Here is a 22,552-nt window from a genome sequence, read left to right as displayed (position 1 = left end):
AGGGTTGACGAAAGGGCGGCGCCATAAAAATAGCATCGAGCGTCATATTTTAGTCGTCATTAATATGGCGATAAACTTGCAGCGCTTAAACGGTTTATCTGCCGTAAATATATTGTCGTCATAAAGCTGACAACTAACTTTGTCTTATTATTCAACTCCCTTGCTGCCGTTGTTTTGGCGCCATTAAGTCAAAATCATTATTTGTGGTTTATTTTTAATTGCACTATTGCTTTGCGTTGTCCAAGTGCTCACCATGTGTCCGGCTTGGAGCTACGGACCAAGGGTTTCGTAGCTTTGGGAATGCTGTACTCACTGTTCTATCGTCTGTCTTGTGCTTGCTAGTGCCGTTGTTTGTTATGACGGCAAGTGGCTTTCGCGTGGGTTTTCGCAAGGGATATTGAAGTTTCTAAAGTTGATTTATATAGGGCGCTGCCAATAGCTGCCGCCCTACTGGTTACAGGTCGTGGATTCAAGTTGCCTGTAAGTGGATATGGGAATGTTATAGGGACATTCCATGACCTTAAGTTGCAAGGAGCGTTCGTAGCATGCGAATCAGCATATTTGGTCTGGGTTACGTCGGCGCGGTATGTGCCGGATGCTTGTCGGCAAGAGGGCATCAGATCATCGGGGTCGATGTTCAGGCTCTCAAGATCGATATGATCAACAGTGGCAAATCGCCCATTGTCGAGCCGGGTCTGGGCGAGTTGCTGCAGCAAGGGGTCGCCAGCGGCATGCTGCGTGGCACCCTGGATGTTCGCGAGGCCGTCCTCGAAACCGATATTTCCTTCCTCGCACCGCCGACGCCGAGCAAGCGCAACGGCGACCTCGATGTGTCCTACATCGAAGAGGTGTGCCGGCAGATCGGCCAGGTTCTACCGCTCAAGACCACCCGTCACACGGTAGTGGTACGCAGCACGGTGCTACCGGGCACTCTGCGCAATGTGGTGATTCCGACCCTGGAACAGTATTCCGGGCTCAAGGCCGGCGTCGACTTCGGCGTGGCGGTGAACCCCGAGTTTCTGCGCGAGAGCACCGCGATCAAGGACTACGACTTTCCGGCGATGACGGTGATCGGCGAGCTGGACAGCACCTCTGGCGACCTGCTGGAAGAGATCTACCGCGAGCTGGATGCGCCGGTCATCCGCAAGACCATCGAAATCGCGGAGATGATCAAGTACACCTGCAACGTCTGGCACGCGGCCAAGGTCACCTTCGCCAACGAGATCGGCAACATCGCCAAGGCGGTCGGCGTCGACGGCCGCGAGGTGATGGAGGTGATCTGCCAGGATCGCAAGCTCAACCTGTCCAGTTACTACATGCGCCCGGGCTTCGCCTTCGGCGGCTCCTGCCTGCCCAAGGATGTGCGCGCGTTGAGCTACCGCGCCGGTCAGTTGGACGTCGAGTCGCCGCTGATCGAGTCGCTGATGCGCAGCAACTCCGCGCAGGTGCGCAAAGCTTTCGACATCATCGCCAGTTACGACAAGCGCAAGGTCGCGCTGCTGGGGCTGTCCTTCAAGGCCGGTACCGACGACCTGCGTGAAAGCCCGCTGGTGGAGCTGGCCGAGATGCTCATCGGCAAGGGCTTCGACCTCAGCATCTACGACAGCAACGTCGAGTATGCCCGTGTTCACGGCGCCAACCGCGACTACATCGAGTCGAAGATTCCCCATGTTTCGTCGTTGCTGCGATCCAATTTCGACGAAGTGGTCGCCAATGCCGACGTGATCGTCCTGGGCAACGGCGATGAAGCCTTCGCGCCCCTGGTAGAACGGGCTTTCGCCGACAAGAAGGTCTTCGACCTGGTGGGGTTTATGCGCCAGTCCAGCGGTGGCGGGTTAGAGGGTATCTGCTGGTAGAGCCATTGCAGTGATGCTCGTGGGGCGCCCTGACAACAAGCACGGCGCTCCTGTTGCCATATTGTTGATAAGTCATACAGGTCCGAGACATGGATGTTTTTCAGAGTCGCCTGCGCACCGCCGCAGGGTGGTTACTGCTGGTAATCACGCTCATGGGGATGGCAATGCTGCTGCCGCGCAGCACATTCGACCCGGAGTCCGTCGATTTCATTCTTCTGCTGGGTGTTATTGGCATCTGGCGTTATTCCATGGGCGCCGTGCATTTCGTGCGGGGGATGATCTTCCTCTATCTGGTGTTCCCCTGGTATCGGCGCAAAATGCGACAGCTGGGTGAGCAAGCGGCCCCGTCCCACGTGTTCCTGTTGGTCACCAGCTTTCGCATCGAGGCGCTGACCACCGCTCAGGTCTACCAATCGGTGATCCGCGAGGCCATCGCCTGCGGCTACCCGACCACCGTGGTGTGTTCCATCGTCGAGCGTTCGGACGAGCTGTTGATCGAGAGCCTGTGGCGGCAGATGAACCCACCGCAGCGGGTCAGTCTGGACTTCGTGCGCATCGCCGGAACCGGCAAGCGCGATGGCCTGGCCCACGGTTTTCGCGCCATTTCCCGGCACCTGCCTGACGACGATTCGGTGGTGGCGGTGATCGATGGCGATACCGTACTGGAGCAGGGCGTAGTGAAGAAAACCGTGCCCTGGTTCAAGCTTTTCCCCAATGTCGGTGGCCTGACCACCAACGAGTTCTGCGAAGTGCGCGGCAGCTACATCATGAGCGAGTGGCACAAGCTGCGCTTCGCCCAGCGCCACCTCAACATGTGCTCCATGGCGCTCTCCAAGCGTGTGTTGACCATGACCGGGCGCATGTCGGTATTCCGCACCAGCGTGGTGACCAATCCCGGCTTCATCGCTGACGTCGAGACAGATCACCTGGAACACTGGCGCCTCGGACGCTTCCGCTTCCTCACTGGCGACGACAAGTCCAGTTGGTACAGCCTGATGCGCCTGGGCTACGACACTTTCTATGTGCCGGACGCGTCCATCAACACCGTTGAGCACCCGCCGGAAAAAAGCTTCATCAAGGCCAGTCGCAAGCTGATGTTCCGCTGGTACGGCAACAACCTGCGGCAGAACTCCCGCGCCCTGGGCCTTGGCCCGAATCGTTTGGGCTGGTTCACCTGCCTGGTGCTGGCCGACCAGCGCGTATCCATGTGGACCAGCCTGCTGGGGCCCACCGTGGCGATCATCGCCAGCCTCAAGTACGGCTTCGCCTTCCTGATGGTGTACCTGCTGTGGATCGGCCTCACTCGCCTGGCGCTGACGCTGCTGCTGCTGGCCTCCGGGCACAAGGTGGGGCCGGCCTATCCGCTGATCCTCTATTACAACCAGATCATGGGCGCGCTGGTGAAGGTGTACGTCTTCTTCCGCCTCGACCGGCAGTCCTGGACCCGCCAGGACACCAAGCTTAATCGCGACCTGGCGAGCTTTTCGCGCTGGTTCAACACCTGGTCTTCGCGCGCTATGACCTTCTCCGCGGGCAGCGTCTTTCTTGCCCTGCTGATGTTCGTGGTGTGATCGGCGAAAAGGACCCAAATACCTTGAAGCCAGGTTCAACTTACTAATTTGAAAGGAAAAAATTATGAGTGCAGTGATCAGCCCGGTGGGCAACGCCAATATGGTGCATGAGTCCGAGGCGCAGCGTCAGCATGCGCGCCTGAAGCTGCCGGCGAAGATCCGGTTCCAAGGCCAGCAGGGGGGCGTCCAGGAAGTCGAACTGATAGACCTGTCCGCTGGCGGTTTCAGCTTCGAGCAGGGCAGCCAGTCGGTCGTCGAGGGCAAGCTCTATCGCGGCAAGCTGATGTTCAAGGTGGAGGGCATCGGCTTCGCCATGGATGTCGAGTTCCAGGTGCGTTCCATCATCGGCGGCAAGCGCGTTGGCTGTGAATTTCACAACCTGCGTCCACGCGAGATGTCGGCGCTGCGCTACATCATCAGCTCCTTCATCGGCGGCGAGCTGGTGAATGTCGGTGGCCTGATCAGCATTCTCCAGCGCGAGAACTTCACCAAGGCCCGTGGCGGCAAGGGCAATGAAAGGCTCAGCCTGCTCGGCCGCCTGCGCGCCATGGGTTTAACCCTGGTGATGCTGCTCGTTGGCCTGGGCGCCTTCGCCTATGTGCTGTACCAGTTCTACGACATCTACTTCGTCACTCACGCTGACTCGGCCCAGGTCAGCGTGCCCGGCACGCAGGTCGCGATGCCGCGCGAAGGGACTGTGCAAAGCCTGGTCACCGTTGGTAGCACGGTCAGCAAGGGGGCACCGGTGGCGACCTTTACGGCGAACATGCTGGATGCCCTGAAGGGCGCCCTGCCGGAATCGGAGATGACCCCGGACAACCTGGAGCGCCTGTTCAACAAACGCTTCCAGGGCACCCTGACCAGCCCTTGTGACTGCAAAGTGGTCAGCCAACTGGTGGGTGATGGCCAGGTGGCACCCAAGGGCACTCCGGTGTTCATGCTGGCGCCGGTGGACAGCGTCGCGACCGTCGAAGCACGCTTCCCTTACCGCGCTTTCAACAAGCTGCAACCAGGCACTCCGTTGACCTTCCTGGTGGGTGGCGAAACCACTGAACGCAGCGGCCGGATCACCAGCATCGCCCTGCAGGACGGCGGCCTGGCTTCGGACATCCGCGTACACATCCAGCCAGACGAGCCGCTTGCCAGCGATCTGGCCAAGCGTCCGGTGGACGTGCGCATTCGCCCGTTGAACGGCGTCTTCGCCAATAACAGCCTGAACAGCCTGGTGTTCGAAAAATGAAGAGCACCGGACTAGCATGCGGGCTGCTGAGCTCGCTCAGCCTCGGTCTGCTGGCCGGTTGCGTGGCGTTGCCCGACCTGCAGTTGGCCAAGACGGCCAAGGGCAGTGGTGACCTCGCGACCGCGGAACAGAATTACCGCGTCCTCGCCAGCGAAGGTTACGTCGAGGCCCAGATCGGTCTCGCCGACCTGCTGATACGCAGTCCTTTGATCGAGCAGCGGATGCAGGGCGAGACGCTGTACCGCCAGGCCCTCGATCGCTCTCCGGCGGCGCCAGCGCGGCTGGGTAAATGGCTGGCGAGCAAGCCGCAGGCGAGTCCTGCGGAGCGCCGGGAGGCCGAGCAGCTGCTGCGCCAGAGCCTGGCGGCCGGCGACAACAGCGCATTGCTGCCACTGGTGCAGCTGCAACTGCAGGATCCGCAAAAGCTTGCCAGTGGCGAGCTGGAACGCGAGCTGGAGCAATGGCAGGCGCAAGGCATCAGCGAAGCCCGGCTCGGCAAGGTGCTCCTGTACCGTGTGCGCGGCAACTACGAGCAGAAGCTGGACGAGATCGAAGCAATCTGTGAGGGCTGGCTGGACCAGGCCAGCGAATGCTATGTCGAACTGGCCGAGATCTTCCAGCGGCGTGGCAACAAAGACCGCCAGCAGCAGTTGCTGGCGCGGCTGGACTCGGCCTACCAGGCCGGCCTGGTGTCGCCTGAACGTGTGATGAGCGTTGCCAAGGTCCTGGCCGACAGCAGCCTGGGCGAAGCTGATCCAAAGGCTGCCCAGGTGCTCTACACGCGTATTGCGCCGGCCTACCCGGATGCCTGGTGCGGTTTGGCCGAACTGGTCCTGCGCTTCCCCGACCTGGGGGATGGGGCCGTACTCACCGGATACCTGAACAAGGGTATCGAGGCGGGTTCCAGCCGCGCGGCACTGATGCTCGGGCAGCTGTACCTCAAGGGCCAAGTCGTACCGGCCGATCCGCGGGCGGCGGAGCAGTACCTACTGCAGGCCGCGCCCGGCCACCTCAAAGCGCACCTGCTGCTGGGCCGGTTGTACCGGGATGGCGCGCTGGGCGACATCGAGCCGGAAAAGGCGCTGGAGCATCTGCTGATTGCCGCCCGTGCGGGCGACCCAAGCGCCAACATCGCGCTGGCCCAGCTGTTTGGCGAGGGCAAGGGCGTGCGGATCAACGCCGTCTACAGCTACACCTTCGCCACGCTCGCGTCGCGTCAGGGCGTGGCCCAGGGGCAGATCCTGATGGAGCGCCTGGCGCCGAGGCTGCAGGCGCAGGACTACCAGCAGGTGGAGAGCCTGCTGGCCCGTGAAATCGAGGCTCGCGGTGGCCAGCAGGTCACCGCCAGGAATCAAGCTGATCAAGCGCAGGAAGTGCTATGACTTCGAAATACCGTCCAGTCACCACGCTGGCCTGCATGGCCGGATTGCTGGCCAGCTCCGTCGTCCTTGGGGCGCAGCCGCAACCCGGCTTGTCTTATGGCGCCAATCTCAAACTCACCGCGCAGTCGATCGATGACCTCGATCTGGGTACCCGCGACGGTGGCGACTTCAATGGCGTCGGTCTCAGCGTGCGGCCCTGGGTCTACAACCGTCAGGGCGACTGGAGCGCCTTCGCGCTCGGCGAGGCGTTCCTCGCCACCGACACCATCGAGTCGGACACCAGCGAATCCGACACCTTCGACCCCAACGACGCCCGCGAGCGAGAGGACCAGTTCCTCGCCATGCACGAGTTCTGGGTCGACTATGGCGGTCTGAGCGCTTATCCGGGAGAGTCCTTGCGACTCGGTCGGCAGAAGATCCGCAGTGCCGACGGCCTGTGGTGGGACAGCAATATCGAAGCCTTGCGCTGGAATTTCGAGACAACCCTGCTCAGTGCCCACGTCGGCATTGCCGAACGTTTCAGTGACTACCGCACGGACCTGGATGAACTGGCGCCCGAGGACGAGGATCGCCTGCACCTGCTCGCCGACCTGTCCTGGCAGTGGCAGCCGGGTCACTGGGCCGGAGTGAAGCTCCATCACAGCGATGATGGCGGCAACCTGCCGGGGGTGGGTGAGTCGGTGGACCAGATGAGCAAGACCACGACCGGCGACCTCACCTGGTTGGGGGCTGAACTCAATGGCGATTTCTACAACGAGCGCAGCAACCTGCCGCTCAATTACTGGGTCGCCGCCACGTGGCTGACCGGTAATGTCGACACCTTGCGCACCAACACCGTCAACGGCCGGCGCCAGGCCAACGGCCAGGTCAGCCAGGATGTCGATGCCTGGGCGGTCGACCTTGGCCTGCGCTGGAACATCGACCAGAACTGGCGCGTCGGTACCACCTACATGCGTGCCAGCGGCGGCTCCGACGGCGACGACTCCGAGCAGTTCCAACAGACCGGGCTGGAGAGCAACCGCTCCAAATTCACCGGCACCGGCAGTGCCATCAACCGCTTCGGCGAAGCCTATCGCGGTGAGATGAACAACCTGCAGGCGGCCAGCGTGTTCAGTGGCTGGCAGTTGGCCGAGGACTACGACGCCAGCCTGGTTTACCACCGCTTCTGGCGGGTGGATGACCAGGCCGACAGCAGCAGCGGCCTGAAGGCCCAGTTGGTGCCTGGCGAGAAGGATATCGGGCAAGAAGTCGACCTGGTGGTGACGCGCTACCTGAACCGTGGGCAGATACCGGCCGGGATGGAGTGGCTGAGGGCATCCTCCGCGCTGGTCCGCTTCCGGGGCGGGCTCTTCTTTCCGGGCGATGCCTTCGGCAAAGGCACGGATTCGAGTATGCACCGCGCATTCGTTGATTTTGTCTGGCGCTACTGAATGCCGCCTGCCGAGCTGACCATGGAGTTGGACGCTATGTATTTACACACAAGAAACAGGCACCGCTGGGTCGCCGGCATGGTCCTCGCGGCTAGCCTCGCGTGGGCGCTCGTGGCACCGGCCGGGGAAGACGCCGCACCCGCTTACCAGGTCTCGAGCATTCCCGTCGAGTCGCTGCTGATCGAGCCGCCGAAGCTGCCCGATCTGTCGCCCTATACGGCCGAGGCGGCCAATGCCCGGATCGTTCGCAAGCCCGCTGGCAACGTGGTGCTCAAGCGCATGATCGGCCCGAACCAATTGGTGGAGTTCACCGGTGGCGACGAGCGTCTGCGTGAGTGGGTCAAGCGCCAGGGTGAAATGCCCCAGGCGATTTTCATCGAGGGTGGTTATGTCACGCTGAAGGATCTCGCCCGCAGCCTGCCGAAGAAGTATTTCGAGGAAACCGAGCCGGGTATCTACATCGCTCGCCTGCCGATCGTCGTCAGCCAGGGCGCGACCCTGCACGTTGGTGCCGAAACCCGCGACTTGCGCCTATCCAGCGAGCGCGGCGCGTTCCTGATCAACGACGGCAAGCTGTTCATCATGTACACCCGCCTTACCGCCTGGAGCGAGACGGAAAACCAGCAGGACTGGTTCAAGAAGAAGGGCAAGTTCCGCCCCTTCCTCAACGCTTGGGGCGGTACCGAGACCTACATCGTCAACTCGGTGGTATCGAGTCTTGGCTACACCGCGAGCAAGTCCTACGGCGTATCCATCTCCCAGTACAGCCCGGCGATGCATCCGACCATGCAGCGCGACCATCCCAGCGGCTGGCTGATTGACTCGATGTTCGACGACATGTGGTACGGCTTCTACTGCTACGAAGCCTATGACGTGGTACTCAAGGGCAATACCTACCGCAACAACCTGGTCTACGGTATCGACCCGCACGACCGCTCGCGACGCTTGATCATCGCCGAGAACACCGCCTATGGCACCCGCGAGAAGCACGGCATCATCGTCTCCCGCGAGGTGAACGACAGCTGGATCTTCAACAACCGCTCCTACGAGAACACCCTCTCCGGGATCGTGGTCGACCGCTCCAGCGTCAATAACGTGCTGGCCAACAACGAGGTTTATCGCAACGGCTCCGATGGCATCACCATCTACGAGAGCGGCGACAACCTGTTGTGGGGCAACCGGGCGTTCAACAACGCGCGGCACGGCATTCGTGTGCGCAACAGCGCCAATGTCGGGCTCTATGAAAACCTCGCAGTGGCCAACGGCCTGCTCGGCATCTACGGGCACGTCAAAGACCTCGTCGGCACACCCCGCGACCTGATACTCGACCCCTTCGACATGAACCTCTCCATGACCGTGGTTGGCGGTCGCCTGATCGGTAACCAGTCGGGCGCCATCTCCGTCGTGTCGCCGCAAAGCGTGAAGCTCTACGGTGTGGAAATGCTGATGCCGACCCAGCCCAGTGGCATCGGCATATTCGGTGCGCTTGCCAAGGAGCAGAGCCGAATCATCGACCTGCTGGTGCGACAGAAGCAGGCCGTGCTGGTCCTGCCGCTCGACAAGTTGGCGCAACTTCAAGTGAGTGACAAACAATGAAACGGAGTTCAATGGGCCGCTTAGCCCAAGGGTGGCTGGCGTGCGCCTCGGTTGCGACGCTCTTCACCAGTTCCCTGAGCCTGGCCGCCGAGGCGCCCGTCTACGAGATCGAGCGCTGCTGCCAGATCTGCCCGCAGGCGCTGCAAGACAGCAGCTACACCGGTGATCTGGGCGATTTCAGCCGACTGGCGCAGGGGCAGGAAGATTGGCTGTTTCGCAGCAAGATCGACTTGATGACCAACATCGGCACCACGCCCGAAGGTTTCAAGTTGCTGGAAGATCTGCGTGATGCATTGAAAGCCAGGGGCGTGGAACTGGTGATGGTCTACCTGCCACCGCGGGGCCTGCTCGTCACTGAAATGCTCAACCCGCAGGAGCGCAGCAGCTTCAATGCCGAACTGTCGCGCAGCAATTACCTGGCGACCATCGAGCGCCTGCGCAGCCTGGGTATTCGCGTGCCGGATCTCACCGCACTGCTGGACCTGCCGGCCGACGTGCGCAGCAAATTTTTCTTCAAACGCGATAACCACTGGACGCCGCAAGGCGCTGAGTTGACCGCGCAATTGCTGGCCGCCGAGCTCAGGAAGTCGAAGGTCTTCGAGGGGATTGCGCGCAAGGAATTTGCCACGCGCATCGAGGGCAGCCTGTACAAGGCGGGCTCTCTCAACCAGGCATTCGGCAAAATCTGTGGCAGCGGGTACGCCAATGAATATTTCACCCGCGCCGTGACCGAGCCCAAAGAAGAGAGCACCGAGCTGTTTGGTGATACCGAGCGGCCCGACGTGGTGCTGGTCGGCACCAGTTTCAGTTCCGCACAGTACAACTTCGACGGCTTCCTCAAACAGTACGCCAACGTCGACGTGGATAACCGCTCGGTGACAGGCGGGGGCTTCCACAGTGCCATGCTGCAGTACCTCGGCACCCAGGACTTCCAGGACAAACCGCCCAAGGTACTGATCTGGGAGGTCAACAGCTATTACGACCTGGCCATGGCGACGTTCTATCGCCAGGCCATGCCCCTGCTGGATAACGGTTGCCGGAATGTAACGGCGCAAATAGACCAGAAGCTGACCCTGCGGCCAGGCAAGAACGAGGTGCTGGTCAACACTGGGGTCAAGCCGATCCGCAGTGAGGACGCCGTCGTCGAGATCCAGTTCAGCAAGCCCGAGATCAGCGATTTGCGCAGTACCGTCTGGTACATGAGCGGCTCGAGGGAAAACCTGTTGATCAGCCGGTCGCGGGAAGTCGAGTCGAACGGCCGCTTTGTTTTCCGCTTGCGTGAGGACGCCGAGTGGGCGGGGCAGACGCTGCTCTCCCTGGAAATCGATATGCCGGCAGACATGCCCCCGGGGCTGCAGGTCGAGGCGAAGATCTGCCGCAGGGCGGACAAACCCGCAAGCGTGATGCAAGCCAAGGCCGATTGACCTGATTGAGCCATGCGCCGGGCTGCACCTGGCGCATGGACTCCTTAGGGCAACGACGATAATTCAAAAGGAGATTGAGAGCGTGGTTTTTTCTTCCAACGTGTTCCTGTTCCTGTTCCTGCCGATTTTCCTCGGCTTGTACTACCTGGTCGGAACGCGCTATCGAAACCTGCTGTTGCTGGTCGCTAGCTACATCTTCTATGCCTGGTGGCGCATCGACTTCCTGGTCCTGTTCGCTGTCGTGACAGTGTTCAACTACTGGATTGGCCTGCGCATCGGCGCGGCCGGAGTGCGCACGAAAACTGCGCAGAAATGGCTGCTCCTCGGCGTGGTGGTGGACCTCGGCGTACTCGGCTATTTCAAGTACGCCAATTTCGGCGTCGACAGCCTCAACGCCATCATCACCTCGTTCGGCATGGAGCCCTTTGTGCTCACGCACATCCTGCTGCCGATCGGGATCTCTTTCTACATCTTCGAGTCCATCAGCTACATCATCGACGTCTACCGCGGCGACACCCCAGCCACCCATAACCTGGTGGACTTCGCCGCCTTTGTGGCGATCTTCCCGCACCTGATTGCCGGCCCGGTACTGCGTTTTCGCGACCTGGTGGACCAGTTCAACCACCGTACCCATACGGTGGACAAGTTCGCCGAGGGCTGTACGCGCTTCATGCAAGGCTTCATCAAGAAGGTCTTCATCGCAGACAGCATCGCGCCCATCGCCGACCATTGCTTCGCGCTTTCCGACCCCACCACTGGCGACGCCTGGCTGGGTGCGCTGGCCTATACCGCGCAACTGTATTTCGACTTTTCCGGCTACAGCGACATGGCCATCGGCCTGGGCCTGATGATGGGCTTCCGCTTCATGGAAAACTTCAAGCAGCCGTACATCAGCCAATCCATTACCGAGTTCTGGCGACGCTGGCACATCAGCCTTTCCACCTGGCTGCGCGACTACCTGTACATCAGCCTGGGCGGCAACCGCGGAACCGCTTTCCAGACCTACCGTAACCTGTTCCTGACCATGCTGTTGGGCGGTCTGTGGCATGGCGCCAACTTCACCTACATCCTCTGGGGCGCCTGGCACGGCGTCTGGTTGGCCATTGAGCGTTTCTGGGGCGTGAACGCCGCGCCACGGGTGCTCAACCCGCTGAAGTGGGCCTTCACCTTCATGCTGGTGGTGATCGGCTGGGTGATTTTCCGCGCCGAGAACCTCGACGTGGCCTGGCGCATGTACGTTGCCATGTTCAGCTTCGCCGACTGGCGGCTCTCCGAGCTCAACCACGCTCAGCTCACCAGCCTGCAGATCGCCACCCTGGTGCTGGCTTATGTCGTGCTGGCCATCTTCGGCATCCGTCAGTTCTACGCCCAGCCGCTGGCCGGTGGAGCCAAGGACCGCGCCAGCGAAGACCACGGCATGATGATCAACGCTAACGGCGCAGCCGCCGTGGCGCGCCTGCGGATAGGCGCCGTGGCCTTCCACGCTGCCGTGCTCCTGCTGTTCGCCGTCTCGGTGCTGAAGCTCTCGGCGCAAAGCTTTTCGCCCTTCCTGTACTTTCAGTTCTGAGGGGAACCGACTATGAACAGAACCCTGAACCTGCTCTACAGCGTGCTCTTCTGCAGCCTGCTGCTGGCGCTCTGCCTGTGGTCCCTGCGCGCGGTATTCGGCTTCTCCGCAGCCAGTGAAACCAGTGTGCTGGACGGCAAACTGGCGCTGGCCTTCGAGAAGCACTACGACGCCCAGTTCCCGGTCAAGCAACTGGGCACCAATCTCTGGGCGCTGGCGGACTACACGCTTTTCGGCGAAGGCCGCCAGGGCGTGGTCATCGGCCAGGACGGCTGGCTGTTCTCGGACGAGGAGTTCAAGCCGGCGAGCAAACCCGATCAGTTGCAGGACAATTGGCGGTTGGTGAACGCCGTACGGGCCGAGTTCGAGCGTCGTGGGGTGACGCTGGTGCTGGCGCTCCTGCCAGCCAAGGCTCGACTCTATCCGGAGCATCTGGATGACGAGCGACCCGTGCTGACTCAGCAGAGCCTGTACCCGAAGGTCCTCGACATGATGCGCCAAGCCGGGTTGAGCGGGCCGGATCTGTTGCCTGCGCTGCAGCAGGCGAAGGCGCAGGAGCCAGTGTTCCTGCGTACCGACAGCCACTGGACCCCCTTCGGCGCAGAGGTCGCGGCCAGGAGTCTGGCCGAGCATCTGGCGCGGCAGGGTATCTGGCAGCGTGGCGACCAGACCTTCGTCACCGAGGCTGTCGCCAGCCGGGAGCACAAAGGCGACCTGTTGAGCTTCCTGCCCCTGGAGCCGTACTTCGCCGACCTGCAACTACCGGCCGAGCACCTGCGCCCGCGTCTGACCCGGGCCGCCGAGGGACAGGAGGCGAGCGCCGAGGATCAGTTGTTCGTCGACGCCTTGCCATCGATCGCGCTGGTCGGGACCAGCTACAGCGCCAACCCGGACTGGAACTTCGCCGGTGCGCTGAAACAGGCCCTGGGCAGCGACCTGCTCAATTACGCCGAGGAGGGCAAGGGCCCACTGGTGCCCATGCTGAACCTGCTGCAGCAGGGGGATAAAGAGCTCGCCGGGCTGCGCCTGGTGATCTGGGAGTTCCCCGAGCGCTATCTGATGCTACCCAGCGATCTGTCCGGATTCGACGCGGCCTGGCTCGCCCGGCTGCACAACGGCGAGGAGCCGGTCAGCCGCGCGCTGCACACCGCCACCTCGACCTCCACTGAGCCCGTCCTGCAATTCTAGGAGTACCTGTATGCCCCTTTTTTCCTCGATGTCCTACACCCTGCGCTTGGGCAGCCTGCTGCTGGGCCTGTCCGCCCCGTGGGTGATGGCTGACGAAGCGGCGCTCTACGGTCCGGCGGCACCGCATGGCTCGGCTTTCGTACGCGGCTTCAACGCCGCTAACAGCAGTTTTGACGCCAACCTCGGCCCTGTCCGCATCAATGACCTGGGCGCCAAAAGCAGCAGCGATTTCGCCTTCCTGCCGGCCGGTAAATACACCGTCAGCGCAGATAGCAAGAGCCTGGCGGTGAAGCTCGACGCCGAGCGCTATTACACACTGGTGCAGATGCCGGATGGGGCGCTGGAGCTGGTGGAGGAGCCGCCGTTCAAGAATCGCCAGAAGTCCCTGCTGCGCCTGCAGAATCTATCCGACACCGCCCTGTCGATTAAAACCGCCGACGGTCGTACCGAGGTCATCCGCCCGGTCTCGGCTAACGCCCGTGGCGAGCGCGAGATCAACCCGGTCAAGGTGCGCCTGACGCTGTTCGCTGGCGACCGCAAGATTCGTGACCTCGACCCGCTGGTGCTGGAGCGTGGTGAGGTGGTCAGCCTGTTCGTCACCGGTTCCGCCGACAAGTTGTCTCCGGCCTGGGTCAAGCGTCCGGTTGCGACCAACTGAGGAATGGCTATGAAACCCTGGCAGATCTGTTCGCGGATGGCGCTCACCGGCCTGGCCCTGTTGCTGGCCGGCGGCTGCAGCAAGCCCCTGGAACGCAACGCCGGCGCCAGCCTCGTGCCGCCCAGCGGCTACTACCTGGCCGCTCCGTCCCCCAAGGACAAGGTGGCGGCCTGTCCCGAGGTACCCGCGCCCTATTCGGGCGACCTGCTGTTCCCGAGCAAGTACGAAGGTTCGGACTCGGCCAGGGACAAGCTCAACCCGCAGGCCGCCGCGCGCTACAAGCGGCTGACCGGCGATGTGCGTACGCTGGAAAGCGGGGTGAGCAAGCTGGTCGGCAAGTATCTGGAGGATGGCCGTCAGGAATACGCCGACTGCGCCCTGACCTGGTTGAGCACATGGGCCGAAGCCGACGCGCTGCTCAGCCGAACCTACAACCACACCGGCAAGTCGGTGCGCAAATGGGCGCTGGGCAGCCTGTCTTCCGCCTATCTACGGCTGCAGTTCTCCCGCTCAGAACCCTTGCGTGGACATGAGGCCGAAACTCGCGCCATCGAACAGTGGTTCGCCCAGCTCGCCGACCAGGTGGTGCACGATTGGAACGAGCAACCGCGTGAGCGGCGCAACAACCACCAGTACTGGGCTGCCTGGGCGGTGATGGCAAGCGCCGTGGTGCTCGACCGCCAGGACCTGTTCGACTGGGCGGTCGAGCAGTACCGCCATGGTATGGAGCAGGTCGACGCCGAAGGCTACCTGCCGCTGGAGCTGTCCCGGCAGACCCGGGCGCTTGCCTACCACAACTACAGCCTGGGGCCGCTGGTAATGATCGCGGCATTCGCCGAGGCCAACGGGCTGGATCTGCGTGGCGACAACGGTGGTGCCCTGCAGCGGCTCGCCCAGCGGGTCGAAAGTGGTGTGCACAACCCGCGCCTTTTCGAGGCCCGGTCCGGCTACCCGCAGGAACTGCAGGATATGCAGGAGGACGGCAAGTTCGCCTGGCTGGAGCCCTACTGCGCACTTTATCGCTGCTCGGCCGAGACCGATTCGTGGCGGCGCTCTCTGGAGCCGCTGGAAACCTATCGGCTAGGAGGGGATATCACCCAGTTGTTCAACCCTTGATCGCATCGATGCATTCACTCTCCCGGTAGTCCGAGGCAGGGCCTCGGCGGGGACAAGTATTAATTTGAAATGGAACTTTAATGAGGCTTCTCCCATGATTCCGGTAATTCTTTCTGGTGGTAGTGGTTCGCGCTTGTGGCCCCTTTCGCGCAAGCAGTATCCAAAGCAGTTCCTCGCCCTGACCGGCGAGCATTCGCTGTTCCAGCAGACCCTGCAGCGCCTGGACTTCGAAGGTATGCAGAGCCCGCTGATCGTGTGCAACCTTGAGCACCGCTTTATCGTCAACGAGCAACTGGAGCGGATCGGCGTCGAGGGGCACTCGACACTGCTCGAACCCTTCGGCCGCAATACCGCGCCGGCCGTGGCTATGGCCGCCTTGCAACTGCTGGCCGAGGGCCGCGACGAACTGATGCTGGTGCTGCCCGCTGACCATGTGATCGAGGACCAAGCGGCGCTGCGCGAGGCACTGGAAGTGGCGCGCGCGGTGGCCGAGGAAGGGGAGATGGTGTTGTTCGGCATCCCGGTCGAGCGTCCCGAGACCGGCTTCGGCTACATCAAGGCGACCCGTGCAGGTGACGCCGGCGGGATGCATCCCGGCGTCTACCGGGTCAGCCACTTCGTCGAGAAGCCCAATGCAGAACTGGCCCGCGAGCTCGTCCGCACGGGTGGCTATTACTGGAACAGCGGCATGTTCCTGTTCCGTGCCAGCCGTTATCTGGACGAGTTGCTCAAGCATGCGCCGGGCATCTACGACGCTTGTGCGCTGGCCCTGGAACGCAGCCACCGCACCGGCAATGTCATAACCATCGATAGCGGCACCTTCGAGTGCTGCCCGGACAACTCCATCGACTACGCGGTGATGGAGAAGACCACCCGCGCTTGCGTGGTGCCGCTCGCCGCCGGCTGGAGCGACGTGGGCAACTGGTCCTCTCTGTCGGACGTGCATGAGAAGGACGAGGCCGGCAACGTGCTCAAGGGCGATGTGATGATCCACGACAGCCGCAATAGCTTCGTCCACAGCAGCAGCAAGCTGGTGGCCTTGGTCGGTGTGGACGATCTGGTGGTAGTGGAAACCAAGGATGCGGTGATGATTACCCACAAGAACTCGGTTCAGGACGTCAAAGCACTGGTCAACAGCCTGGATCTGAAGGGCCGCTCGGAAACCCAGAGCCATTGTGCGGTCAATCGACCTTGGGGCTGCTACGACTCGGTGGATAACGGTACTCGCCATCAGGTCAAGCGCATCACCGTGAAGCCCGGCGCGCAGCTGTCGCTGCAGAAGCACCACCACCGCGCCGAGCACTGGATCGTGGTATCCGGCATCGCCCAGGTGACGTGTGACGATAAGGTCTTCCTGCTGGCCGAAAACCAGTCCACCTACATCCCGATCGCCTCGGTGCACCGCCTGGCCAACCCCGGGAAAATCCCGCTGGAGATTATCGAGGTGCAGTCCGGCAGCTACCTCGGTGAGGACGACATCGAGCGCCTGGAGGATGTCTATGGGCGGACTGGCGAGGCGCTGCCGGCACCCAAGCTGGTGGTCGGCGTTTGAGCCAAAGCACCCGGGTCAGCCGGTGGATCCCTGCACGCCGACCCCTTGGCTGATTACCGATGCACGTCAGGTGCTGCTCAAAGCAGCGCTTGAACGTTGCTTGGCATAGCGCAGTGCTATCACCTGGCGCATAATCAGGGCATGTCCGGGTGTGCTATCCCCGTTTCAGTTTTATACATCGATAACAGGGACGTTTACCGTTGTTAAAAAAGAAAATAGTGTCCGCTTTGATCTTGGTTGGTGCGTCGGTCTTTACAGTATTCAATTTTTTCAGTCTGTTTTTTTCTGGATATTAGCCATCCATTCGGCGATCAGGACGACTGATCGGCGAGCGCGAACTTATGTGCGGTGGTTGTGGCTGAGCAGTCGTTAATGGCTGATCCTGGAAGACTTGGAACTTGATGATTTAAGGAATTCAATTGCTTGTCAGCGTTAAATATGGAGTTGAAAAGTCAGTATGGATACCGAGCACGCTGTACAAGTTATCGCTATCGCCAGCGGTAAGGGCGGTGTAGGCAAAACTACTGTGGCGGTGAATCTATCATTGGCGCTGGCGGAGCTTGGGCGCCGCGTCGTTTTGCTGGATTCAAACCTTGAGTTCCCGAATGTCGACGTCCAATTGGGGCTTGTGCCACGGTATACGCTTGTCGATCTGATCGAGGGCCGCTGTGAATTATCCGATACCTTGATGGACGGGCCGGGAGGAGTGCGCGTAGTTGCATCTGGTTCAGGTGTACCGAGTATGGTGCGCCTGTCGCGGGCTCAGCATTCAGGCCTGATACAGGCATTCAGCGAGATAGCGGACAGCCTGGACGTGCTGGTGATCGACACCGCCACGGGTATTGGCGAACCGGTAGTCAGCTTCATTCGAGCTGCCCATGAAGTCTTGGTGATTGTATGCGATGAGCCGGCGTCCATCTCCGGGGCTTACGCGTTGATCAAAGTACTTAATCATGAGCACGGAATGAAGCGCTTCAGGGTGTTGGCCAACATGGAGATCAACCCTCTGGAAGGGCAGAATTTGTTTGCCAAGCTTATTAAACTCACGGACCACTTCCTGGATGTTTTCCTGGAGTATGCGGGAGCAATTCCTTACGACGAATATGTACGTAATGCGGCGCAGACACGGCGGGCGGTTTACGAGAGACATCCGCGATGCAAATGCAGCAAAGCCTTTCAGGAGGTAGCGCTCAAGGCTGACGCGTGGCCATTGCTGGGCGCTCCAAGAGGGCATGTAGAGTTTTTTGTCGAGCGACTTGTTAGCCACTCAAAAAGGTAATAACGCTCTGCTGCTTCGTGTGAATTTTTTTATTGCATTGGGTCAGAGTGTTTATACAGTTTTTATTCCCTGGAGCTACATGAATAAGTTGAAAAAAACGGCGACCCTCGGGTCGCCGTTTTTTTATCTATCAGGCTTTGCGCCAATTCAGAATCATCAGCGTCACCACCCCCGCGACAATCCCCCAGAACGCCGAGCCAATGGAAAACAGCGTCAGCCCCGATGCCGTGACCATGAAGGTGATCAGCGCCGCTTCACGCTCCCGGGTTTCACTCATGGCAATGCTCAGGCCATTGATGATGGAACCGAACAGCGCCAGTGCGGCAATCGACAGCACCAACTCCTTGGGCAAGGCCGCGAACAGCGCCGCCAACGTTGCCCCGAAGACCCCGGCAATGCCGTAGAAAATCCCGCACCAGACCGCCGCGGTGTAGCGCTTGTTGCGATCTTCATGGGCGTGCGGCCCGGTGCAGATTGCTGCGCTGATGGCCGCCAGGTTGATCCCGTGGGAGCCGAACGGCGCCAGTAGCAGCGAGGCAACGCCAGTGGCGGTGATGAGCGGCGAGGCCGGCACGTCATAGCCATCGGCGCGCAGCACCGCGATGCCGGGCATGTTCTGCGAGGTCATGGCCACCACAAACAGCGGGATGCCGATGCTGATGGTCGCGGCGAGGGAAAAGTGCGGTGTGGTCCATACCGGCGTCGCTACTTCGAGGTGGAAGCCGCTGAAGTCCAGCAGGCCCATGAACCCCGACAAGGCCGTGCCGATCAACAGCGCCGCCAGCACCGCGTAGCGCGGCGACAGGCGCTTGACCACCAGGTAGGTGAAAAACATCCCCAGGACCAGGCCGGTACGGTGTTGGGCAGCGACGAAGATCTCGCTGCCGATCTTGAACAGGATCCCGGCCAGCAAGGCTGCGGCCAGCGACGCCGGAATGCGTTTCACCAGGCGTTCGAAGCTGCCGGTCATGCCGCAGATCGTTACCAGCACCGCGCAGGTGATGTAGGCCCCAATCGCTTCGCCGTAGCTGACCCCCGACAGGCTGGTGATCAGCAGCGCAGCGCCCGGCGTCGACCAGGCAATGGTAATGGGGGTGCGATAACGCAGGGACAGGCCGATGGAGCACACCGCCATGCCGATCGAGATGGCCCAGATCCACGAGGAAATCTGCCCGCTGGTCAGGCCGGCGGCCTGTCCGGCCTGGAACATCAGCACCAGGGAGCTGGTATAGCCGGTCATCATTGCGATGAACCCGGCGACAATGGCCGAGGGTGAGGTATCGGCCAGCGGGCGGAGCTGGGTGCGGGTGGCGTCGTTCATGACAGCGCTGTTCCTTGTGTCTTGTAGGCCGCGAGTGAAGCGGGCAGGCGTTTTGCGGGTTCAAGCCTAAACTCAAACGTAACTGATCGTTGCAATACAGCCGGGGGCGTATATGGCCGTACAGTCGTGTTGCCACCTGCAGTTGTGTACAATATGCCGTGTTTTTTACGCGATACTTGCCAGCGACCCACTGTGACGTATTACAGTCACGGTCTCTTCGCCGCAGTTCTCCCGACTCGAGTGCCCATGAACGAACAGTTGCAGCCCCTCAAGAAACAACCGCGAGCAGGCAAAGCCGGCCGCAGCGGAACCCAGGACGATATTGTCTATGCGCATATCTTCGAGGCCATCCTCGAACAGCGCCTGGCGCCCGGTACCAAATTGAGCGAAGAGGCGCTGGGAGAGATTTTCGGGGTCAGCCGCACCATCATTCGCCGCGCCCTGTCGCGCCTGGCCCACGAAGGCGTGGTGCTGTTGCGCCCGAATCGTGGCGCCGTGGTTGCCAGCCCGAGTGTCGACGAAGCGCGCCAGGTGTTCATGGCCCGACGTCTGGTGGAGCGGGCGATTACTGAACTTGCGGTCGAACACGCCAGCGCCGAAGAGCTGAGCGAGTTGCGCCAGATGGTCAACGACGAGCGCGACAGCTTTTCCCGCGGTGACCGCGGTGCGGGTATCCGCCTTTCCGGGGAGTTTCACCTGAAGCTGGCCGAGGCAGCGAAAAACGCGCCATTGATCAGCTTCCAACGCAGCCTGGTGTCGCAGACTTCGTTGATCATTGCCCAGTACGAAAGTGGTAACCGCTCGCACTGCTCCTATGACGAACACACCCAGTTGATCGATGCCATCGAAGCCCGCGACGCGACGCTGGCGGTGAACCTGATGATGCATCACATGGATCACATCGACAGCAAGCTCAACCTCGACGAAGAAAGCGCCTCGGACGACCTGCACGCGGTGTTCTCCCATCTGCTGCAGACCAAGAAGCCAGGGCGCTCACCCGCCAAGCTCTGATCCGAAATTGTGTCGCGCCAATCGCGGGCAAGCCCGCTCCCACAAGGTCTGTGGTGTACTGGAATTTTGTAATCACCGAAGATCACTGTGGGAGCGGCCCGCGATAGCAATCTGACAGACAAGAAAAATCCCCCAGGCTGCAAAGCGCAGGGGGATTTTTTATGCCTGTGGAAACCTAGCGCTGATGCACCAGATTACCCGCTGCATAAGTCTGCAGCACCGTCCGGTCATCCCCCAGGGTCATCAGCACAAACAGGGTTTCGGCGATGTTGTTCGCCTGTTGCAGGCGGTAGCTGAGCAGCGGTGTGGCGTGATAATCGAGCACCAGGAAGTCGGCGTCGGTGCCCGGTTGCAGGGTCCCGATCCGGTCTTCCAGGCGTAGCGCGCGGGCGCCGCCGAGGGTCGCCAGGTACAGCGACTTGAACGGACTCAGGCGTGCGCCTTGCAGTTGCATGACTTTGTAGGCTTCGTTGAGGGTGTGCAGCAGCGAGAAGCTGGTGCCAGCGCCCACATCGGTACCGAGACCGACGAGGAGGTTGTGTTTCTCGGCCATCGGCAGGTTGAACAGGCCGCTGCCGAGGAAGAAGTTGGAAGTCGGGCAGAACGCCACCGCCGAGCCGGTCTCGGCCAGCCGTGCACATTCGTCGTCACACAGGTGCACGCCATGGGCGAACACCGAGCGCTCACCCAGCAACTGGTAATGGTCGTACACATCCAGGTAGCCCTTGCGCTCCGGGAACAGCTCCTTGACCCATTCGATCTCCTGCAGGTTTTCGCTGATGTGGGTCTGCATGTACAGGTCGGGGTACTCGCTGAGCAACTGGCCGGCGAGGGTCAGTTGCTCCGGGGTGCTGGTCGGCGCAAAGCGTGGGGTCACTGCGTAGTGCAGACGGCCCTTGCCGTGCCAGCGCTCGATCAGCACCTTGCTTTGCTCGTAGCTGGATTCAGCGGTGTCGGTCAGGTAGTCCGGCGCGTTGCGGTCCATCATCACCTTGCCGGCGATCATCCGTAGGTCGAGTTTTTGCGCCTGCTCGAAGAACGAGTCCACCGATTGCGGGTGCACGCTGCCGAACACCAGGGCAGTGGTGGTGCCGTTGCGCAGCAGTTCCTTGATGAAGATCCCGGCGACTTCTTCGGCGTGGGCCTTGTCGGCGAACTGGCTTTCGCAAGGGAAGGTGTAGGTGTTGAGCCAGTCCAGCAATTGTTCGCCATACGCACCGACCATGCCGGTTTGCGGCAGGTGGATGTGGGTGTCGATGAAGCCAGGGGTAATCAAGGCGTCTTTGTGGTGGACCACTTCAATGTCCGCCGGCAGGCTGGCCAGCAGCTCGCTGGCATGGCCGAGGGCGCTGATCCGGCCGTTTTCGGTGACCAGCAAGCCATCTTCGAAATACTGGTAAGAGGCTTCAATGCCGACCACGGCAGGGTCGGCGATGCTGTGCAGGATGGCGGCGCGGTAGGCTTTGCGAGTCGAAGGCATGGGGGTTCTCAGTTCGTGGCTTGACTGCGGCGTGAGGCGGGCAGCAGTTTGGCAATGGGTTCGGCGCGAGCGGTGCCCTGGCCGAAATTCGCGTTATAGGTGGCGATGATTTCGCCGGCGATGGAGATGGCAATTTCCACAGGCAACTTGCCTTTGACTTCGCCGATGCCCATCGGGCAACGCATGCGTTGCACGGTGCTGGTGTCGAATCCGCGATCGCGCAGGCGGTGTTCGAACTTCACGCGCTTGGTCTTCGAACCGATCAGGCCGAAATAGGCGAAGTCGTTGCGCTTGAGGATGGCGGCCGTGAGCTCCAGGTCGAGCTGGTGATTGTGGGTCATGACGATGCAGTAGCTGCCCGCCGGCAGGTCGTCGATTTCGTCCACCGGGTCTTCGCTGACGATTTTACGCACGCCATGGGGAATGTGTTGCGGGAACTCGGCATCCCGCGAGTCGATCCAGCGCACCCGGCAGGGCAGGCTGGCGAGCAGGGGCACCAGGGCGCGGCCGACATGACCGGCGCCAAATACGGCGATCTGTGCCTGCACCTGGCCCATGGGTTCGAACAACAGCACGGTGGCGCCGCCACAGCACTGCCCGAGGCTAGCGCCGAGGCTGAAGCGCTCCAGGTGGGTGTCCTGCTTGCCGCTGGACAGCATCTGCCGGGCGATCTGCATCGCCTTGTATTCCAGATGCCCGCCACCGATGGTGTCGTAGGTGTGCGTGGCGCTGATGACCATTTTCGAGCCAGCGTTGCGCGGCGTCGAGCCGAGCTCTTCGATGATGGTCACCAGGACGCAGGCTTCGCCCTGGGATTGCAGGTCGGCGAGGGCGTCGATCCAGTTGTACATGTTCACCTCGACATCTGTGTGTCTGTTAGT

17 protein-coding genes are annotated in these 22,552 nt (G+C 61.4%); 14 read left to right on the top strand and 3 right to left on the bottom strand.

Annotation, left to right across the window (positions count from 1 at the left end):
- The first annotated feature begins 545 nt into the window (after window positions 1-545).
- From QMK50_RS05165 to QMK50_RS05105, 13 genes are all read left to right on the top strand, one after another.
- Entirely contained in the window at window positions 546-1,856 is a 1,311-nt protein-coding gene (locus QMK50_RS05165; protein WP_320332689.1) for a UDP-glucose/GDP-mannose dehydrogenase family protein, read from the top strand.
- An 89-nt stretch (window positions 1,857-1,945) separates the two neighbouring features.
- On the top strand, window positions 1,946-3,427 hold the full coding sequence (locus tag QMK50_RS05160) for a glycosyltransferase family 2 protein (protein ID WP_320332688.1): 1,482 nt from the start codon (window positions 1,946-1,948) through the stop codon (window positions 3,425-3,427).
- A 64-nt stretch (window positions 3,428-3,491) separates the two neighbouring features.
- Window positions 3,492-4,667: an alginate biosynthesis protein Alg44 gene (locus QMK50_RS05155; protein WP_320332687.1), complete on the top strand. Its 1,176-nt coding sequence runs from the start codon at window positions 3,492-3,494 to the stop codon at window positions 4,665-4,667.
- Window positions 4,664-6,049, top strand: coding sequence for an alginate biosynthesis protein AlgK (locus QMK50_RS05150; protein ID WP_320332686.1), 1,386 nt, complete (start codon window positions 4,664-4,666; stop codon window positions 6,047-6,049). Before QMK50_RS05155 ends, QMK50_RS05150 begins: the two co-directional genes overlap by 4 nt.
- Entirely contained in the window at window positions 6,046-7,479 is a 1,434-nt protein-coding gene (locus QMK50_RS05145) for an alginate export family protein (protein ID WP_413787290.1), read from the top strand. Before QMK50_RS05150 ends, QMK50_RS05145 begins: the two co-directional genes overlap by 4 nt.
- A 36-nt stretch (window positions 7,480-7,515) precedes the next feature.
- Window positions 7,516-9,075: a mannuronan 5-epimerase AlgG gene (gene algG, locus QMK50_RS05140; protein ID WP_095165645.1), complete on the top strand. Its 1,560-nt coding sequence runs from the start codon at window positions 7,516-7,518 to the stop codon at window positions 9,073-9,075.
- Between the two features lie 11 nt (window positions 9,076-9,086).
- Window positions 9,087-10,499 (top strand): alginate O-acetyltransferase, encoded by a 1,413-nt coding sequence (locus tag QMK50_RS05135; protein ID WP_320332685.1) that lies wholly within the window; start codon window positions 9,087-9,089, stop codon window positions 10,497-10,499.
- A gap of 82 nt (window positions 10,500-10,581) precedes the next feature.
- Window positions 10,582-12,066, top strand: coding sequence for an MBOAT family protein (locus QMK50_RS05130; RefSeq protein ID WP_320332684.1), 1,485 nt, complete (start codon window positions 10,582-10,584; stop codon window positions 12,064-12,066).
- A gap of 12 nt (window positions 12,067-12,078) precedes the next feature.
- Window positions 12,079-13,254, top strand: a complete 1,176-nt coding sequence (locus tag QMK50_RS05125) for an alginate O-acetyltransferase (protein ID WP_320332683.1) — start codon at window positions 12,079-12,081, stop codon at window positions 13,252-13,254.
- A gap of 10 nt (window positions 13,255-13,264) precedes the next feature.
- Window positions 13,265-13,912, top strand: coding sequence for an alginate O-acetyltransferase AlgF (locus QMK50_RS05120; RefSeq protein WP_320332682.1), 648 nt, complete (start codon window positions 13,265-13,267; stop codon window positions 13,910-13,912).
- Window positions 13,913-13,921: 9 nt separating this feature from the next.
- Window positions 13,922-15,028: a mannuronate-specific alginate lyase gene (locus tag QMK50_RS05115; RefSeq protein ID WP_320332681.1), complete on the top strand. Its 1,107-nt coding sequence runs from the start codon at window positions 13,922-13,924 to the stop codon at window positions 15,026-15,028.
- Between the two features lie 94 nt (window positions 15,029-15,122).
- On the top strand, window positions 15,123-16,580 hold the full coding sequence (locus QMK50_RS05110; protein ID WP_320332680.1) for a mannose-1-phosphate guanylyltransferase/mannose-6-phosphate isomerase: 1,458 nt from the start codon (window positions 15,123-15,125) through the stop codon (window positions 16,578-16,580).
- Window positions 16,581-17,037: 457 nt separating this feature from the next.
- A complete protein-coding gene (locus QMK50_RS05105) occupies window positions 17,038-17,859 on the top strand; it encodes a MinD/ParA family protein (protein WP_159997092.1) in 822 nt (273 codons plus the stop codon).
- A gap of 130 nt (window positions 17,860-17,989) precedes the next feature.
- On the opposite strand, the gene QMK50_RS05100 is transcribed toward QMK50_RS05105, so the two are convergent.
- On the bottom strand, window positions 17,990-19,180 hold the full coding sequence (locus tag QMK50_RS05100) for a benzoate/H(+) symporter BenE family transporter (protein WP_095165439.1): 1,191 nt from the start codon (window positions 19,178-19,180) through the stop codon (window positions 17,990-17,992).
- Window positions 19,181-19,426: 246 nt separating this feature from the next.
- Here QMK50_RS05100 and QMK50_RS05095 point away from each other — a divergent pair, with 246 nt between their 5' ends.
- Window positions 19,427-20,191: a GntR family transcriptional regulator gene (locus QMK50_RS05095; protein WP_095165437.1), complete on the top strand. Its 765-nt coding sequence runs from the start codon at window positions 19,427-19,429 to the stop codon at window positions 20,189-20,191.
- A 175-nt stretch (window positions 20,192-20,366) separates the two neighbouring features.
- On the opposite strand, the gene guaD is transcribed toward QMK50_RS05095, so the two are convergent.
- Together guaD and xdhC are read right to left on the bottom strand one after the other, a co-directional pair.
- The gene (guaD, locus tag QMK50_RS05090) at window positions 20,367-21,671 is read right to left on the bottom strand and encodes a guanine deaminase (protein WP_095165436.1); all 1,305 of its coding nucleotides are present in this window, start codon (window positions 21,669-21,671) and stop codon (window positions 20,367-20,369) included.
- An 8-nt stretch (window positions 21,672-21,679) separates the two neighbouring features.
- Complete coding sequence (gene xdhC / locus QMK50_RS05085; protein ID WP_320332679.1) at window positions 21,680-22,522, bottom strand: xanthine dehydrogenase accessory protein XdhC; 843 nt, start codon at window positions 22,520-22,522, stop codon at window positions 21,680-21,682.
- Between the last annotated feature and the right edge of the window lie 30 nt (window positions 22,523-22,552).

It is taken from the genome of Pseudomonas sp. P5_152 (genome assembly GCF_033989915.1).
Classification (GTDB): domain Bacteria; phylum Pseudomonadota; class Gammaproteobacteria; order Pseudomonadales; family Pseudomonadaceae; genus Aquipseudomonas.
This window is presented reverse-complemented; position numbering and strand designations above follow the sequence as displayed.